Source organism: Azonexus fungiphilus, assembly GCF_003634965.1.
GTDB lineage: Bacteria > Pseudomonadota > Gammaproteobacteria > Burkholderiales > Rhodocyclaceae > Azonexus > Azonexus fungiphilus.
Genome location: NZ_RBXP01000018.1, coordinates 108,218 through 123,857 on the forward strand (window position 1 = coordinate 108,218; position 15,640 = coordinate 123,857).

Genomic DNA, 15,640 nt, shown 5'->3' on the forward strand with positions numbered 1-15,640 from the left:
TGTGGTAAGATTTTCGGCTCGAAGAAGTATAACCGGGCGGGGTCAGGGGGAAGTTTGGCTCCGTTCACAGCTCGCAACTCAACTCAACGCAAGGAAAGCGCATGAAAATTCACGAATATCAGGGCAAGCAAATCCTGAAGAAATTCGGCGTTACGGTTCCGCGCGGGATTCACTGCACGACCGTCGATGACGCGGTCAAGGCAGCCGAAACCCTGGGCGGCAAGGTCTGGGTCGTCAAGGCGCAGATTCACGCTGGTGGCCGTGGCAAGGGCGGCGGCGTCAAGGTCGCGACGTCTCTGGAAAAAGTGCGCGAATACGCCAGCCAGATCCTCGGCATGCAGCTGATCACGCACCAGACCGGCCCGGAAGGCCAGAAGGTCCGTCACCTGCTGATCGAAGAAGGTGCCGACATCCAGCACGAATACTATGTCGCCGCGCTGACCGACCGCGCCACGCAATCGGTGGCCATGATGGCCTCCTACGAAGGCGGCATGGACATCGAGGAAGTCGCCCACAAGACCCCGGAAAAGATCGTCAAGGTCTTCGTCAACCCGCTGGTCGGTCTGACCGATGAGCAGGCGCTGACCCTGGCCAAGGGCATGGGCATGAACGAAGCCTCGATCCCGCAGTGTGTCGATACGCTGAAGAAGCTGTACACCTGCTACATGGAAACCGACGCTTCGCTGGCCGAAATCAACCCGCTGATCCACGAAGCCGACGGCACGGTCAAGGCGCTCGACGCCAAGTTCAACTTCGACTCCAACGCCCTCTACCGTCAGGAAGAGATCGTCGCCATGCGTGACCTGGACGAAGAAGACGCCGACGAAATCGAAGCTTCCAAGTTCGACCTGGCCTACATCTCGCTCGACGGCAACATCGGCTGCCTGGTGAACGGTGCCGGTCTGGCCATGGCCACCATGGACACGATCAAGCTGTTCGGCGCCGAGCCGGCCAACTTCCTCGACGTCGGCGGCGGCGCCACCACCGAGAAGGTCACCGAAGCCTTCAAGATCATGCTCAAGAACACCAAGGTCAAGGGCATCCTGGTCAACATCTTCGGCGGCATCATGAAGTGCGACACCATCGCCACCGGCGTGGTCGCTGCGGCCAAGGAAGTCAATCTGTCGGTGCCGCTGGTCGTCCGCATGAAGGGCACCAACGAAGACCTGGGCAAGAAGATCCTCAAGGATTCCGGCCTGCCCATCATCTCTGCCGATTCCATGGCCGAGGCCGCCACCCAGATCGTTGCCGCGGTCAAGTAAGGAGCCACCGAATGTCTATCCTGATCAACAAGAACACCAAGATCATCACCCAGGGCATCACCGGCAAGACCGGTCAGTTCCATACGGAAAAGTGCCAGGAGTATGCAAACGGCAAGGAATGTTTCGTTGCCGGCGTGAACCCGAAGAAGGCCGGCGAGTCGATCTTCAACATCCCCATCTACGCTTCGGTCAAGGAAGCCGCCGCTGAAACCGGCGCCACCGTGTCCGTCATCTATGTGCCGCCCGCCGGTGCCGCTGCCGCGATCTGGGAAGCTGTCGAAGCCGACCTCGATCTGGCCATCTGCATCACCGAAGGCATTCCCGTCCGCGACATGCTGATGGTGCGCAACAAGATGAAGGAAAAGGAAGCCAAGGGCGGCAAGAAGACCCTGCTGCTCGGCCCGAACTGCCCCGGCCTGATCACCCCGGACGAAGTGAAGATCGGCATCATGCCGGGTCACATCCACCGCAAGGGTCGTATCGGCGTCGTTTCCCGTTCCGGTACGCTGACCTACGAAGCCGTCGGTCAATTGACCGAGCTGGGCCTCGGCCAGTCTTCCGCGGTCGGTATCGGTGGTGACCCGATCAACGGTCTGAAGCACATCGACGTCATGAAGATGTTCAACGACGATCCGGATACGGACGCCGTCATCATGATCGGCGAAATCGGCGGTCCGGACGAAGCCGAAGCTGCCCAGTGGTGCAAGGCCAACATGAAGAAGCCGATCGTCGGCTTCATCGCCGGTGTTACCGCGCCGGCCGGCAAGCGCATGGGCCACGCTGGCGCCCTCATTTCCGGTGGTGCCGATACCGCTGATGCCAAGCTCGCCATCATGGAAGAGTGCGGCTTCAAGGTCACCAAGAACCCGTCGGAAATGGCCAAGCTGCTCAAGGCCATGCTGTAAACTTCGAGCCTTGCTCGACGAAGAAGGCGGGCCGCGTGCCCGCCTTTTTTACGTCCATTTTCCGGAGAACGAATCATGGCGGTATTCCTGACCGAAAACGACGTCAAACAGGTGTTGACCGTGGACATGGCGCTGGCCGGTGTCGAATCGGCGCATCGCGACCTGGCGCTCGGCCAGGCGGTCGATACGCCGCGCCAGCGCAGCCGCCTGCCGCAGACGGTGCTGCACATCCTCCAGGGCGCCTTGCCGGCACAGGGCGTGCTCGGCTACAAGGCCTACACCAGCAACCGTTCCGGCAACCGTTTCCTGGTCCATCTGTTCGATGCCGGCAGTGGCCAGTTGAAGGCGGTGATAGAGGCCGACTATCTGGGCATGATGCGCACCGGCGCCGCCAGCGGCGTCGCCGCGCGCTGGCTGGCACGGCCGGATGCGGCGGTGGCCGGCGTCTTCGGCAGCGGCTGGCAGGCCGAGGGGCATGTGCGGGCGATCTGCGCTGCGCTGCCGCTGGAACTGGTCAAGGTCTGCGGTCGCGATGCCGGCAAGTTGAAAGACTTCTGCGCGCGCCTGAGCGAACAGACCGGGCGTCGCGTCGTGCCGGCCGCCAATGCCGAGGATGCGGTGCGCGAGGCCGACCTGATCGGCACGGTGACGACGGCGGCCAAGCCGCTGTTCGACGCCGACTGGCTGCAGCCGGGCGCGCATATCAACGGTGCCGGCTCGAACGCCCTGATCCGCCAGGAGCTTTCGGAAGCCACCCTGCGGCGCTGCGGACTGATTGCGGTCGATACCGTGCCGACGGCGCTGGCCGAGGCTGGCGATTTGCTGCCGCTGCTGGAAAAAGGCCGGCTGCATTCCCGCCAACTGATCGAGTTGGGCGAGATCATCGTTGGCCGTCATCCGGGGCGCGGCGACGCGGCGCAGATCACCTTGTTCGAGTCGCAGGGCCTGGCCATCCAGGACCTGGCGGTTGCCGTGCGCGTGCTCGAGGCGGCGCTGGCGCAAGGCTTGGGCCAGGAGCTTCCGCTGCAATGAAGGTTTGACCGGCGGCCGTCCACGGTCGACAATACGGCGGCATGAAAAACCGGGAGGCGAAGTCGATGAAGGGGCAGGGGCATGAGTCTGCATGAGGCGCTGGCGGTCGCGGTCCGCAGCGATCCGGGCGTGGTCCGCTCGCACAACGAGGATGCGGTGTTTGCCGATGCTGAACTCGGCATCGCCATCCTCGCCGACGGCATGGGCGGCTACAACGCCGGTGAGGTCGCCAGCGGCATGGCGACGACGCTGTTGTCGACCAGCTTCTCGCGCCTGCTGCGCGGTCCGGCGGCCGATGAAACGATCGCCGAGCATCCGGAACAGCTGATCAGCGACGAGATCTGCGGCACCAACGCAGCCATTTTCAATGCCTCGCAAAGCCAGTCGCAATACGCCGGCATGGGGACGACGCTGGTCTTCGCATGGTTTCTCGACAATCGCCTGTTCCTCGCCCATGTCGGCGATTCGCGTGCCTATCGCTGGCGCGATGGCGGGCTGCGCCAGCTGACCCGCGATCATTCGCTGCTCCAGGAGCAGATCGACAGCGGCCTGATCAGTCTCGAGGAAGCCCGCTACTCGGCCAACCGCAACCTGGTCACCCGGGCGCTCGGGATCGAGCCCGAAGTCGAGGTCGAGGTCGCAGTGCATGACGCCCGTCCCGGCGACCTCGTGCTGCTCTGCTCGGACGGCTTGAACGACATGCTCGACGACGAAGAGATTGCTGAAATCCTCCACGAAACGGGGGACAATCTTGGTTTTGCCGCCGAACGGCTGGTCGACCGTGCCAACGACAACGGCGGCCGCGACAACGTCTCGGTGATCCTGGTCCGGGTCGTCGGCGATTACGGTGCTGCAAACGGCTGGTGGCAGAAGCTGCTGGCCCGGTTCAAGTCAAACTGAGGGAAACGCGATGGCGAAACTGATCCTTTCGATGGACGGCCTGGTGCTCAAGGAGATCGCGCTCGACAAGGAGCGCCTGACGATCGGGCGCAAGCCGCACAACGACATCCAGATCGACAACCTGGCGATTTCCGGCGAGCACGCGGTGGTGGTGACGATCCTCGCCGATTCCTTCCTCGAGGACCTGAACAGCACCAACGGCACGCTGGTGAACGGTCAGTCGATCAAGAAACACTTCCTGCGCAACAACGACGTCATCGAGCTCGGCAAGTACAAGCTGAAATACATGGCCGACCAGGGCGCCGCCCAGGTGGCGCCGGATGCCGATCAGGCCGCCTTCGTCCGCTCGTCGACCAGCAAGGTGGCGGGCGAGCTCGAACTGGCGCCGACCGAGGTCGGCACCCGTTCCAACTTCGGTACCGCCTCGCGGCCGGGGACGGTGCCGGCGGCGGCGATCCAGCTGCTCAACGGGCCCAACGCCGGCAAGGAGCTGGCCCTGCAGAAAACCCTGACGACGCTGGGCAAGCCGGGTACCCAGGTGGCAGTGATCGCGCGCCGGCCGCACGGTTATTTCATCACCCACGTCGAAGGTGCCAGCTTTCCGGTCGTCAATGGCAAGGCGCTCGACGCGCAGGCGCATCCGCTGGCCGACCACGATGTCATCGAGATTGCCGGCATCAAGATGGAGTTCTTCCACAAGGGCTGAATCCGTGCCGGAACGGCGGCCGTTGACGGTCGACCGGCAAAAATGGGGAAAAACCATGAAGCTGCAGGTGCTCGGCTGTGATGGCGGAATCGGTGGCAGCGCCCAGCGCACCACCGCGCTGCGGCTCGACGACGACATCCTGATCGACGCCGGCAGCGGTGTCGGCGACCTGTCGCTCGATGCACTGGCGGCGATCGGCGATGTCTTCCTGACGCACGCCCATCTCGACCACATCGCCTTCCTGCCGCTGCTGATCGACGCGGTCGGCGAGCGCCGCCGCCGGCCGCTCACCGTGCATGCGCCGGAAGAGGTCCTGGCGGCGCTGCGCCAGCACATCTTCAACGACGCCATCTGGCCGGACTTCAGCCGGATTCCCTCGCCGGCCCAGGCGTTCATGCGCTACCGCCCGCTTGCAGTCGGCGAGGCGGTCGTCCTCGGCGGCCGGACGATCACCGCCCTGCCGGTGGCGCATACGGTACCGGCGGTCGGCTATCGGATCGATTCCGGTCGTGCCAGCTACGTCTTCTCCGGCGACACCGGGCCGGGCCCGGCCTTCTGGCAGGCGGTCGAGGCGATCGACAACCTGGCGGCGCTGATCGTCGAATGCGCCTTTCCCGACCGGGAGCGGGCGCTCGCCGAGGTTTCCCGGCATTTCTGCCCGACGCTGCTGGCCGAGGCGCTGGCCTTGCTGCAGCGTCCGTGCGCCCTCTACATCACCCACCTCAAGCCCGGCCTCGCGGATCAGACGATGGCCGAGATCGCCACCGTGCTGGCGGCGCGCCAGCCGCGCCGACTGGCCAAGGGCATGACTTTCGAATTCTGAGCCGGGAGCGGCATGCCGACCTTGACCGACCTGTTTCGCCGCCTCGAGCATCTCAACGAGATCGGCGCGGCCCTTTCCGCCGAGCGCGACATCGACGTGCTGCTCGAGAAGATCCTGCTCGCCGCCAAGGAAATCACCCGCGCCGACGGCGGCACGCTGTACCGGCCCACCGCCGACGGGTACAGCCTGCAGTTCGCGATCGTGCGCACCGACTCGCTCGGCCTGGCGTTCGGCGGGCCGAACGGTGCGCCGCTGGCGAGTGCCTTTTCCGACTTGCCGCTGTACCTGCCCGACGGCACCGCCAACCACGCCATGGTCGCTGCCCGCGCGGCGCTTGGCGGAGTGACGATCAACATCGCCGACGCCTATGCCGAGCGCGACTTCGATTTTTCCGGGACGCGCCAGTTCGACGCGCGCACCGGCTATCGCTCGCAGTCCTTCCTGACGGTGCCGATGCAGAACCACGAGGGCGAGCTGATCGGCGTGCTGCAACTGATCAACGCCATCGATCCGGCCAGCGGCGAGGTCACGGCCTTTTCGCCGGCCGACCAGCGGCTGGCCGAATCGCTCGCCTCGCAGGCGGCGATCGCCCTCAGCAACCGCCAGCTGGTCGGGCAGCTCGAAGGCTTGTTCGAATCCTTCATTGGCGTCATCAACCTCGCCATCGACGAGAAATCGCCGCACACCGGCGGTCACTGCCAGCGCGTGCCGGCCCTCACGATGCTGCTCGCCGACGCCGTCGATGCCGTGGACAGCGGGCCGCTGGCCGATTTCAGGCTGACCGCCAAGGATCGCTACGAACTGCACATCGCCGCCCTGCTGCACGACTGCGGCAAGGTGACGACACCGGTGCACGTGGTCGACAAGGCGACCAAGCTGCAGACCCTGTTCGACCGCATCGCCCTGGTCGACACCCGCTTCGAACTGCTGCGCCGCGACGCCGAGGTGCGCAAGTGGCGCAGCATCGCCGAAGGGCGGCCGGCCGACGAGGCCGAACGCGACTATGCCGAATTTTGCGGTCAACTCGACGTCGACCGTGATTTTCTCCGCCACGCGAACCGCGGCAGCGAGCGGATGAGCGACGAGGACATAGCGCGGGTGCACCGGATCGCCGACCGCTACCGCTGGCAATCCCCCGACGGCAGCGACCAGCCCTGCCTCGACGCCGACGAGGTGCTCAACCTGACCATTCGCGCCGGCACGCTGACCACCGCCGAGCGCGAGATCATCAACCACCACATCGTCGCCACCATCCGCATGCTCGAGCAACTGCCCTGGCCGAAGCACCTGCAGAACGTTCCCGAGTACGCCGGCGGCCACCACGAGCGGATGGACGGCAAGGGCTACCCGAAAGGCCTGAAGCGCGAGGAAATGAGCTGGCAGGCGCGGATGATGGGCATCGCCGACATCTTCGAAGCCCTGACCGCCAAGGACCGCCCCTACAAGCCGGCAATGAAGCTGTCGCAGGCGCTGAAGATCATGGAGAACTTCCGCAACAACGGCCACATCGACCCCGACCTCTTCGATGTTTTTGTCGACCGGCAGGTTTATCGCCGCTATTCCGAAGCCTGGCTGGATGCGGGGCAGGTGGATTGCTGAGGTGACGATGTTTGCCCTGGGGTGACGAAAATTGTCAGGCAGAGTGAAGACCGGCCTTTGTCCAGTTCGTTATGCAGTGCGTTTTCCCATGATTTCATTGAGATTTTTTGTCGCAATCGGGGTGGCACGAAATCTGTTTGTTAAAGGCAGCGGTTTTTCCCGCCTTGCCCAAAAAGGAGATTCAAATGCAAAAGACGCAACAAGGTTTCACCCTGATCGAACTGATGATCGTCGTCGCCATCATCGGCATTCTGGCTGCCGTGGCGCTGCCGCAGTATCAGACGTATACCAAGAAGTCGGCTGACAACGCCTGCCTTGCTGAAGCCAAGAGCATGATGAGCGGCGTCGTGGCAGCTATTTCCAACAGCGATGCTTCGCTGTTGCCGACGATTACCAACAAGTCGTGTTCCTCTAGCATCACGAACTACACCGCGGGTACTATTCCGACTGCGGCGAGCATGGTCTTCACGCCGAACAACGGCACTGCCGGCAAGACGGTTGTGTGCCAGACGGCGACGGGTTCCTGCGGATTGTCCTAATCCCTTTTGACCGAGAAAGGCCGGGTTTCCCCGGCCTTTTCTTTTTTGGGGCGATGTTTTGAAGCTGCCGCTGGTCTTTTTCGTTAACTCCGTTGTCGTCGGAGGTCTTGTTGGGGCGATCATTTATTCACTGCCGGGAATTACTTGGCATGATCAACAGCGCTTGTTCCAGATAGTCATCTTTTTTTTATCTGCAGGATTTTCGGCTGTTCTCTTCGCACGTCCTGGCTATCAAACGCTCTCTTGGCCAAGCTTGTTGGCGCTGCTCGCTGTGGTCTTGCTCGGGTTTGCTTCCGGGGGGCTTGCCTTATCGCCGGAATGGGCTTTGACTGAGATATCTCTGCTGGTTTGTTCAGTCGGGCTCGCTTGCTTGATAGCATCCCTAATCCGGTGGATTCCTGTTTTTGGTGAGGTGTATTTTCCTGGGGTGGTCAGAGCGCTTTTGTTGGTTATCGTTTTGCGCTTTTATGTTTCCTGGTTTTCGGCGTTGAGCCACGCTGATTTGTTTTTTTCTCCCTGGAGTTTGCTCGACGGATTTTCGAATGTCCGTCATCAGGGGCAGTTTCTGACCATGGTGATGCCCTTGTTGGCATCTTCTTGGGCGCTCGCAGGCGGGCCAAAAGAGCGGCTTTCGACCTGGTTCGATCCTTTGCTGATGGCGTCGGTTACAGCCATGGTATTCGTTGCCGGAACCCGCGGAACGATCGCGGCGTGGCTTGTCGCCGCCAGCGTGTTTTTCTTCGTTTCACCCGGGGCGACTCGCGTCGCAAGGCGAGTGCTGATCGCATTGCTTGCCGGTTATATTCTCTCGCTCGCAGTATTCATGTCGATTGCCTTGGCCAGTGGTCAGCCAGTATTTTCGCGGTTTGCCAGTAGCGAGGTGTTTGGTCTTTCCGGGCGGTGGGACCTCTGGAGAACCGCGCTGGAGAGCGTCGTTGCCAGTCCCTGGCTCGGGATCGGACCAATGCACTTCGTCAGTCTTGATCATCCTAGCGGCGCTCACCCGCATCAGATGTTTCTGCAAATCGCTTCTGAATGGGGCGTGCCGGTCTTGCTGATCACTCTGGCCGTCGTGGGTGTCTGGCTGGGTCGCTCGACTCGCATGGCGATGCAGGAGGATGCTACGGCGGGTAGTGATTTGCGCTGGGTTCTGTTGTTCGCCATTTTTGCGGCACTCGTTCAGGCGCAGGTCGACGGAGTCCTCGTGATGCCCTACCCGCAACTATGGTTGGCGATGATTTCGGGTTGGGCGCTGGCCGTGTTCTATCGGCCGAAAACGCTCGCTCACCCAGCAGTGGCGAAGTTCGTCGGTTTTGCGTTCGTGGCGGTGCAACTACTAGCCGCCTCTTATCTGGCATTTGTCGCGTTCCGGGATTTTGGCAAGTTGATAGATGCGCCTGAGTGGTGTCCCTTCGGGCCGAGATTCTGGTGCGATGGACGGTTCAATGGGTGACATGATGGTGACTGGCCCCAAAAGTGGCCTCTTCTGGCCCTTGGCTGCCCTATTGATGGCAATTTGCTGGCTGATTCCCCACCACGCGGCGCCTTGGCTGAATTTCCTTCAGGAAAGCTATGTCGTTTTGGTGTTGGCTGTCGTCATGACGGTTTCCCTGGTTCGGATAAAGAGGTCTATAGAAATCAATGTCTTGCACTGCTCTGCCTTGGTGCTGGCGACGCTGCCGTTGCTGCAGTGGCTCGCGGGCAGTATTGCGTCCTTTGGGACGGCCTGGATACATGCGCTTTTCCTTTTGGGCTTGTTTATCGCTTTTGCTCTTGGTGCTTTTTGGGCACAGGCAAAGTGGCAGCGTGGACCGGATTTCCTGTTTTCGGCCTTTCTTCTTGCGGCGATCGTTTCCGTAGGCTTGCAACTCGCGCAATGGCTGATTGGCGGGGATATGCTGCCCTGGGTGTTTCCTGCACCGGAATCACGTTATTACGCGAACTTGGCTCAACCCAATCTGTTGGGATCCCTGCTACTGCTTGGTTGTGTCGGAGTCGCCTGGGGCTTCTACAAAAAACTGATTGGCGGTTTTGTCGCTACAGCGGCCGTTTTATTCCTGCTGATCGGCTTGGTTCTGACGGAATCGAGGACGGGTTTTCTGAACGCGCTGATCGTCGGGGTTCTGCTCAGTTGTTTCTGGAAAAAGGAACGGCCTTTCCTTTTTGCGCTGGTCGTATCGGGTATGCTGGTGGTGATGCTGGCGTTGTACGCATGGTTGCCGGAGATCAACGCTTGGTTGGGGCATCCTGTAGCAAAACGCCCACCATTTGACCCGGTGCGCCTGGCCATGTGGTCGAGTTTGCTAGGATATCTGCCGGAGTTGCCTTTTTTGGGTACCGGTTGGGGGCAGATCGCCCAGGCCGCGATGCTTAGTCCGGGTTTTCCGTCGATGCCGGGCGCAACTCGCTATTCCCACAATCTGCTCCTCGATCTGATGCTGTCGAATGGTCTCGTCATCGGCGGGGGGATTTTATTGGGGCTGGCATATTTTGCCCTCCGCTTGCTCAAACAGCTTATGCGGAAGGAGCCGGATTTTTCGATCCCGTTTGCCGCAGTCAGTGTCCTGACGGTGCATGCCATGCTGGAGTTGCCTCTGGCGTATGCCTACTTCCTGTTGCCTTATGGATTGTTGCTCGGATGGGTATCCGTGCCTTTGCAGATGTCTCGATGGTTCGTCGTGGATCGACGAATGGCTCTGCTTGTTATGTTCGGGGCCTTGCTCGCCACCGTGATGACGATCAGGGATTACCAGGTCGTCGAACGGAGTTTTTTCGATGTTGCCTATGGTATTCGAGGAGAGCCAGTTCCGCCTGCGGCCCGCCCGGACCTGTTTGTTTTGACGCAATGGCGCGACCGTTTCGATTTCGTCAACACCGCACCGGGGCCGGTATTTTCTGATGACGAGTTTGAGCGCGCGGTGAAGATTGTGTCTGCGACGCCCAGTCCTCTATTGCTTTACATGCTGTCTTATCGTTTGGCCGCCAGTGGCCAGCCAGAGATGGCGCGGTTCTGGCTTGGTGTGCTGTGCAGGAATTCCCCGCCGCCAGTTATTCTTTCTTTGCAGGAGAAGTGGCGGGAGGATCCCGCAGGGCTGGCCTGGCGCCAGAAGGTAGCTTGGACGAACTGTTCTGGTGAAAGCGATTGAAATTAGCCAGTCGGCTCAGTTGCCCCGCTCTTTGGTCGCCTGGCTGAGCCAATCGGACAGTGTCGGGTCTAGCTGTTCGATAAGCAGGTTTTGTCGCCCCGCGATCCAGCCGTGGACGGCGCCTCCATGCTTCTCTCCCAACGCTTCGTCAATCAGCAAACTGGCGGTGACCTGGTCGTTGATCAGTCCCAGCGCTTCCTGGAGTCGGGCGAGGCTGGTGAGGTAGGTTTTCATGCGCTGCTGCGGCAGTAGCGGGCCGAGGAATTCGGTGGCGTAGCGCAGTTTCTTGAAGCGCAGGCGCATCCGGTGGCGTTGTTCGGCGTCGAGTTCGTCGTAGCGTTCGGCCATCTTGCGGGCGCTGCCGGTGATCGTCGCGATCCGGTCGGCGGCGAAATGCTTCAGTGATGCTTTTTCGGTATCGCGCAGCGCATAGACTGCCGCGGTGAATTCGAGCATCAGGCGTGGGTATTCCTTGAGGGCGAGCAGCGTGACGATGGCGCGGCGGGCATGCCTGACGCGGCGGCCGGCTTCGTTGCGCAGGCGGCGGACGTCGCGGTCGTGCGGGAAAGCGGCGGCGATCGGAGGCAGCGTTTCTTCGCCGAAGACATCCCAGTCGCGCGCTTCGCCGAGGGCGCCGGCGAGGGTGCGCCAGCTCTGGCCGTAGGCAGCGATGAAGTCGGCCGGCAGCACCGGGGCGAACAGCTTGAGCGCCGAGCGTAGCCGGCGCAGTGCGACGCGCGCCTGGTGGATGAATTCGGCTTCGCCGCCGGCAAGCAGGCCGGCTTCGTTGCGCTGGAAGTGTTCGAGACAGGCCAGCGCGATCGTGCGGAAAGCCTCGACCGGCGTTTGGGTTGCCGCTATCGGTGGCATCCTGGCGCGAAACGGCCGTGGCGGTTCGTCGAGGAAGAGCCGGTAACCGGCCTCGGCCTTGCTGGCGATCGCCGGGTGCAGGATCAGGTGATGCTGCAGCTGGCGGGCCAGTTCGAAGAGATCCTCGACACGTCCGGCGAGCAGTTCGAGTTCGACCTCGCAGATTTTCTCGCGGCGGCCGCGAGCGACGATGCTGCCGCGGTCGATCGCGACCTCGATCTGCGATTCGCCGCAGGCGAGTTGCCAGCGCAGGCGGGTGAAGTCGGTGGTGAACACCGGTTCGAGGTCGTCGCGCAGTTCGTCGAGCAGCGTCCGCAGGGCGGGCGCGTCGACATGGCTGAAATCGAAGATGCCGGGCGTCGCCGCGGATTCCCATTCGTTGCGGACGGCCAGGCCGCCGCTGGCCGGTTCGGCCGATTTGACGGTCAACAGCCATTCCCAGCCTTTTTTGCGGAAACGCAGGGCAACGCGCCGGGCGCGCAGGGCGAGCTCGGGCGTGTCGTAATAGGTGTTGAGCAGGCGCTGGCGTTGCGGCGGCGTTGCCGCGAGCAGCGGGTGGGCGAGCAGCTTGCGCAGCTGGCGCGGGTCGAGGCGTAGCTTGAGTTCGATTTCGGTGGCCATCGCCTCAGCTCCTCGGCACCGCCGGTCCGGTCGCACCGTCGAAGCCGAGTGCCGGCAGGGCGGCCAGCTCCGATTGCGTCTGCACCCCTTCGGCGATCACCGTCAGGCCGATGTTGTGGGCGATGCCGCACAATCCCTTGAGGAATGCCTGGTTGCCCGGCTGGCTGTCAATCGCGCGGATGAAGCTGCCGTCGACCTTGAGGTAGTCGAGACCGATGTCGTGCAGGCGGCCGATCTGGCTGAACTGGCGGCCGAAGTGCTCGATGCCGAGGCGGCAGCCGAGCGGCCGCAGCAGCCGGGCGTAGCCGACGAACTCGTCGAAATGCTGGAAGGCGCCGGTTTCGGCGACCTCGAGCCAGAGTCGCGGCGCCAGTTCGCGGCGGCCGGCGATCAGCGCGTGCAGTCGCTGACGGAAGTCGGCGCTGAAAATCGACTCGCCGGAGAGGTTGACCGCCACCGCCGGCAGGCCGAGCGCCAGGCGCTCGAGGGCGAGATTGACGGCGGCCAGGTCGAGCTCGCTGGTCATCGCCAGGCGCGACGCCACCGGCATGAAGCTGCCGGCCGCCAGCCATTCGCCGCCTTCGGCGGCCTGCAGGCGGAGCGGGCATTCGAGGTGGAGCAGGGTGCCGCTGCTGTTGGCTACCGGGAATTCGATCAGGCGCAGGCGCTGGGCCTCGATCGCGCACTCGAGCAGCTTGCGCCAGTCGGCGTTGTTGTTGGCGCACTGGGCCTCGCCGTTGTCGGCGCAGCGCCAGCCGAGGTCGCCTTCGCCTTCGGCCGAGGCAATCGCCGCATCGACGCGGGCGAGCAGGCTGGCCAGGCTCTCGCCATGACGATAGACGCCGCTGCCGAGGTGGCCGACACGTTCGCCGTCGATCAGGCCGGCGGCGACGAGGTCGCGCAGCACCCCGAGCAGCCGGTCGGCGCTCGCCGCCGGATTGTCGTTGCCGGGCAGCAGCAGCGCGAAATCGGCACCGTTGAGTCGGGCAGCGGCGGCCCCCGGGTTTTCGCCGACGATGGCGGTGAAGGCGGCGCCGATCCGGCGCAGCAGTTCGTCGGCAGTCTCGCGGCCGGCGCGGCGGTTGACCCCGGCCAGGTCGGCCAGACGCAGCATCACCAGGCTGCCGTTCGGCGGCGCATCGTCGTCGTTGAGGGCAGCTGCCAGCTGGTTCATGAAATAGGCACGGTTGGCCAGGCCGGTCAGGCCGTCGAGGGTTGCCTCGCGGCGCACCTGTTCGAGGCGGGCGGCTTCCTCGGCAAACATCGCCTTGACCCGGTCCACCATCGCGTTCATCGCGCTGGCCAGGCTCTTCAGTTCCGGTGTCGCCGGTTCCTCGATGCGGATGAAACGGCGTTCGCTGATCGCTTCGGCCTGGCCGACGACGGCATCGAGCGGGCGCTTGATGCGCAGCAGGATCTGCATGCCGATCAGGCCCATGCCGAGGCCGCCGAGACCGAACCACAAGAGCAGCCGGAAGGCGCCATCCCACAGTTCGCGGTAGGCGAAGCGGCTGTGGCTGACCAGCTCGACCGTGCCGAACTGGGTCCAGCCCGACGAGACCTGGGCGCTGCCCGGGTGCGACTGGATCGGGAACAGGCCGGTGAACCAGGCGGGGACGTCGCCGGCCTGCTCCGGGCTGGTCTTTTCGATCATCGTCGCGCCCTCCGGGTCGATCACCCGGACCCGGGCATACTGGCCGCTGTCGAAAACGGCGGCGACCTGCAGTTCGACGGTGACCGGATCCTTGTCGAGTTGCGACATCGACAGCGCCAGCGAGGCGGCGTTGTCGTTGTTCTTGATCGCCAGTTGTTGCTCGAGATAGTCGCGGGCGGTCACCATGCTGACGACGAAGCTGCCGGCGAAGGCGATGATGGTGCTGGCGATGACGGCGAGCCAGAGTTGTCGGAACAGGGACATGGACGGATTACCTCACTGGAAGCCTTCGGCGCGGGCGCGGGCGAGCAGGTCCTGCCAGCGCGAGAGATTGCTCTTGCTGGACTGGTTGCCGGTGCCTTGCCAGAGGCCTGCACTGTTGAAACTGAAAACCGGGGCCAGGTCGTGCCGCTGCGAAGCCGGCAGGATCTGCTTGTTCAGGTTGTCGAGAACGAGCGGCTCGGCGTTCGGCCGCGGGTAGTAGGCGAGCACCATGTGCGCCTGCTGGATGCTGCCGCCGCCCGGCATTGCCTGGGTGGCGCGGACGTAGACCAGGCGCAGCTTGTTGACCGGGATGCCAAGCTCGAGCAGCGAGAAGTACTTGATGATCGAGAAATCCTCGCAGTCGCCCCGGTTCTGGGCCATCGTCTCGAGCGGTGTCGCCCAGTAGTCGCTCTGGCCCCAGAGCGAGAAGTCGTCGTCGAAGGCGATCCGCCGGTTGATGAAATCGTTCACCTGGCGGATCTTGTCCTGCTCGCTGCCGTTGCGGGCGCTGCCGAGCATCTGCCGCCAGTCGGCGAAGAGTGCTTCCGGACCGTTGCCGAAGCGCGCTGTCAGCGAGTCGTGCAGGCGCTGGAAATCGAGGCCGAAGGCGGCGCCCAGCCCGAGCCAGGCGAGCAGCAGAAGCAGCGGAACGTGCAGCCGCCGGGGCATCGGGAAGGCTTAGCCAGCCAGGGCCGGATTGAGCGTGTAGGTGCCGGTCAGCGAAGCCTGGGCGAGGATCTGGCCCTGCATCGCGGCGCGCACCTCGGCGCCGCCGAAGCGGCCTTCGAGGGGCAATTTTTCGATCGCCAGGGCGTAGACCGTGAACACGTAGCGATGCACGATCTCGTCGTTCCACGGCGGGCATGGACCGTCGTAGCCGTAGTAGTCGCCATTCATGTCGTGGTCGCCGGCGAACCAGTCGGTGTAGTTGTTGATCCCCTGGCGCGCTCCGTGCGCTGCCTGCGGACCGGGTTTGCCGCGCGGCGTCACCTCGCGGCTGAATTCGCCTTCGCCGATGGCGTTGACCGTCAGCGGCAGGTCGATCAGCACCCAGTGGAAGAAATCGACGCGCGGCAGCGAGGCCGGTACGCTGCGTCCTTCCTGATTGACGTCGTCGCCGCGGCTGGGGACGTCGGGGTCGTGGCAGAGGATGACGAAGGACTTGCTGCCGGCCGGGGCGTCCTGCCAGGCCAGTTGCGGATTGCGATTGCGGCCGAGGCAGACGTGGTGGGCCGGATCGGGGGTGCAGAAGGCGAACTCGCCGGGAATGCGCTGGCCGTCCGCAAAGCTGGTGCTGGTCAGTTTCATGGGGTGTCTCC

General features: G+C 63.4%; 14 protein-coding genes. 10 read left to right on the plus strand and 4 right to left on the minus strand.

From position 1 onward, the window contains the following. The first annotated feature begins 101 nt into the window (after positions 1-101). The 10 genes from sucC to DFR40_RS14360 all read left to right on the plus strand — a co-directional run bounded on the left by sucC (position 102) and on the right by DFR40_RS14360 (position 10,912). Complete coding sequence (gene sucC / locus DFR40_RS14315) at positions 102-1,262, plus strand: ADP-forming succinate--CoA ligase subunit beta (RefSeq protein WP_121459179.1); 1,161 nt, start codon at positions 102-104, stop codon at positions 1,260-1,262. 11 nt (positions 1,263-1,273) lie between these two features. Next, on the plus strand, positions 1,274-2,167 hold the full coding sequence (gene sucD / locus DFR40_RS14320) for a succinate--CoA ligase subunit alpha (protein WP_028994454.1): 894 nt from the start codon (positions 1,274-1,276) through the stop codon (positions 2,165-2,167). Between the two features lie 75 nt (positions 2,168-2,242). Beyond that, positions 2,243-3,199 (plus strand): ornithine cyclodeaminase family protein, encoded by a 957-nt coding sequence (locus DFR40_RS14325; RefSeq protein ID WP_121459180.1) that lies wholly within the window; start codon positions 2,243-2,245, stop codon positions 3,197-3,199. Between the two features lie 81 nt (positions 3,200-3,280). Further along, positions 3,281-4,099 carry a Stp1/IreP family PP2C-type Ser/Thr phosphatase gene (locus DFR40_RS14330; RefSeq protein ID WP_121459181.1) on the plus strand — a complete coding sequence of 273 codons (819 nt, stop codon included), beginning with the start codon at positions 3,281-3,283 and terminating at the stop codon, positions 4,097-4,099. Between the two features lie 10 nt (positions 4,100-4,109). Beyond that, the gene (locus DFR40_RS14335; protein WP_121459182.1) at positions 4,110-4,805 is read left to right on the plus strand and encodes an FHA domain-containing protein; all 696 of its coding nucleotides are present in this window, start codon (positions 4,110-4,112) and stop codon (positions 4,803-4,805) included. Positions 4,806-4,860: 55 nt separating this feature from the next. Beyond that, positions 4,861-5,628, plus strand: a complete 768-nt coding sequence (locus DFR40_RS14340) for a 3',5'-cyclic-nucleotide phosphodiesterase (protein ID WP_121459183.1) — start codon at positions 4,861-4,863, stop codon at positions 5,626-5,628. 12 nt (positions 5,629-5,640) lie between these two features. Then, complete coding sequence (locus DFR40_RS14345; RefSeq protein WP_121459184.1) at positions 5,641-7,227, plus strand: HD-GYP domain-containing protein; 1,587 nt, start codon at positions 5,641-5,643, stop codon at positions 7,225-7,227. Between the two features lie 185 nt (positions 7,228-7,412). Continuing rightward, positions 7,413-7,766: a pilin gene (locus DFR40_RS17500; RefSeq protein ID WP_121459185.1), complete on the plus strand. Its 354-nt coding sequence runs from the start codon at positions 7,413-7,415 to the stop codon at positions 7,764-7,766. A gap of 58 nt (positions 7,767-7,824) precedes the next feature. Continuing rightward, positions 7,825-9,219, plus strand: a complete 1,395-nt coding sequence (locus tag DFR40_RS17080) for an O-antigen ligase family protein (protein WP_147431343.1) — start codon at positions 7,825-7,827, stop codon at positions 9,217-9,219. After that, positions 9,212-10,912, plus strand: coding sequence for an O-antigen ligase family protein (locus DFR40_RS14360; RefSeq protein WP_170160237.1), 1,701 nt, complete (start codon positions 9,212-9,214; stop codon positions 10,910-10,912). The genes DFR40_RS17080 and DFR40_RS14360 overlap by 8 nt, the downstream gene beginning before the upstream one ends. A gap of 15 nt (positions 10,913-10,927) precedes the next feature. On the opposite strand, the gene DFR40_RS14365 is transcribed toward DFR40_RS14360, so the two are convergent. From DFR40_RS14365 to DFR40_RS14380, 4 genes are read right to left on the minus strand one after another with little or no spacing between them, the layout of a single operon-like run. Continuing rightward, positions 10,928-12,403 (minus strand): CYTH and CHAD domain-containing protein, encoded by a 1,476-nt coding sequence (locus DFR40_RS14365; protein WP_121459187.1) that lies wholly within the window; start codon positions 12,401-12,403, stop codon positions 10,928-10,930. Between the two features lie 4 nt (positions 12,404-12,407). Beyond that, positions 12,408-14,321, minus strand: coding sequence for a bifunctional diguanylate cyclase/phosphodiesterase (locus DFR40_RS14370; RefSeq protein ID WP_121459188.1), 1,914 nt, complete (start codon positions 14,319-14,321; stop codon positions 12,408-12,410). A 12-nt stretch (positions 14,322-14,333) separates the two neighbouring features. Next, positions 14,334-14,990 (minus strand): transglutaminase-like cysteine peptidase, encoded by a 657-nt coding sequence (locus tag DFR40_RS14375; protein ID WP_121459189.1) that lies wholly within the window; start codon positions 14,988-14,990, stop codon positions 14,334-14,336. Between the two features lie 9 nt (positions 14,991-14,999). Then, positions 15,000-15,629, minus strand: a complete 630-nt coding sequence (locus DFR40_RS14380; RefSeq protein ID WP_121459190.1) for a YbhB/YbcL family Raf kinase inhibitor-like protein — start codon at positions 15,627-15,629, stop codon at positions 15,000-15,002. Between the last annotated feature and the right edge of the window lie 11 nt (positions 15,630-15,640).

Excerpts from the sequence above, each read along its gene's own strand:
- sucC (WP_121459179.1), top strand. The coding sequence starts at position 102 with ATGAAAATTCACGAATATCAGGGCAAGCAAATCCTGAAGAAATTCGGC.
- sucD (WP_028994454.1), top strand. The coding sequence starts at position 1,274 with ATGTCTATCCTGATCAACAAGAACACCAAGATCATCACCCAGGGCATC.
- DFR40_RS14325 (WP_121459180.1), top strand. The coding sequence starts at position 2,243 with ATGGCGGTATTCCTGACCGAAAACGACGTCAAACAGGTGTTGACCGTG.
- DFR40_RS14330 (WP_121459181.1), top strand. The coding sequence starts at position 3,281 with ATGAGTCTGCATGAGGCGCTGGCGGTCGCGGTCCGCAGCGATCCGGGC.
- DFR40_RS14335 (WP_121459182.1), top strand. The coding sequence starts at position 4,110 with ATGGCGAAACTGATCCTTTCGATGGACGGCCTGGTGCTCAAGGAGATC.
- DFR40_RS14340 (WP_121459183.1), top strand. The coding sequence starts at position 4,861 with ATGAAGCTGCAGGTGCTCGGCTGTGATGGCGGAATCGGTGGCAGCGCC.
- DFR40_RS14345 (WP_121459184.1), top strand. The coding sequence starts at position 5,641 with ATGCCGACCTTGACCGACCTGTTTCGCCGCCTCGAGCATCTCAACGAG.
- DFR40_RS17500 (WP_121459185.1), top strand. The coding sequence starts at position 7,413 with ATGCAAAAGACGCAACAAGGTTTCACCCTGATCGAACTGATGATCGTC.
- DFR40_RS14360 (WP_170160237.1), top strand. The coding sequence starts at position 9,212 with ATGGGTGACATGATGGTGACTGGCCCCAAAAGTGGCCTCTTCTGGCCC.
- DFR40_RS14365 (WP_121459187.1), bottom strand. The coding sequence starts at position 12,403 with ATGGCCACCGAAATCGAACTCAAGCTACGCCTCGACCCGCGCCAGCTG.
- DFR40_RS14370 (WP_121459188.1), bottom strand. The coding sequence starts at position 14,321 with ATGTCCCTGTTCCGACAACTCTGGCTCGCCGTCATCGCCAGCACCATC.
- DFR40_RS14375 (WP_121459189.1), bottom strand. The coding sequence starts at position 14,990 with ATGCCCCGGCGGCTGCACGTTCCGCTGCTTCTGCTGCTCGCCTGGCTC.
- DFR40_RS14380 (WP_121459190.1), bottom strand. The coding sequence starts at position 15,629 with ATGAAACTGACCAGCACCAGCTTTGCGGACGGCCAGCGCATTCCCGGC.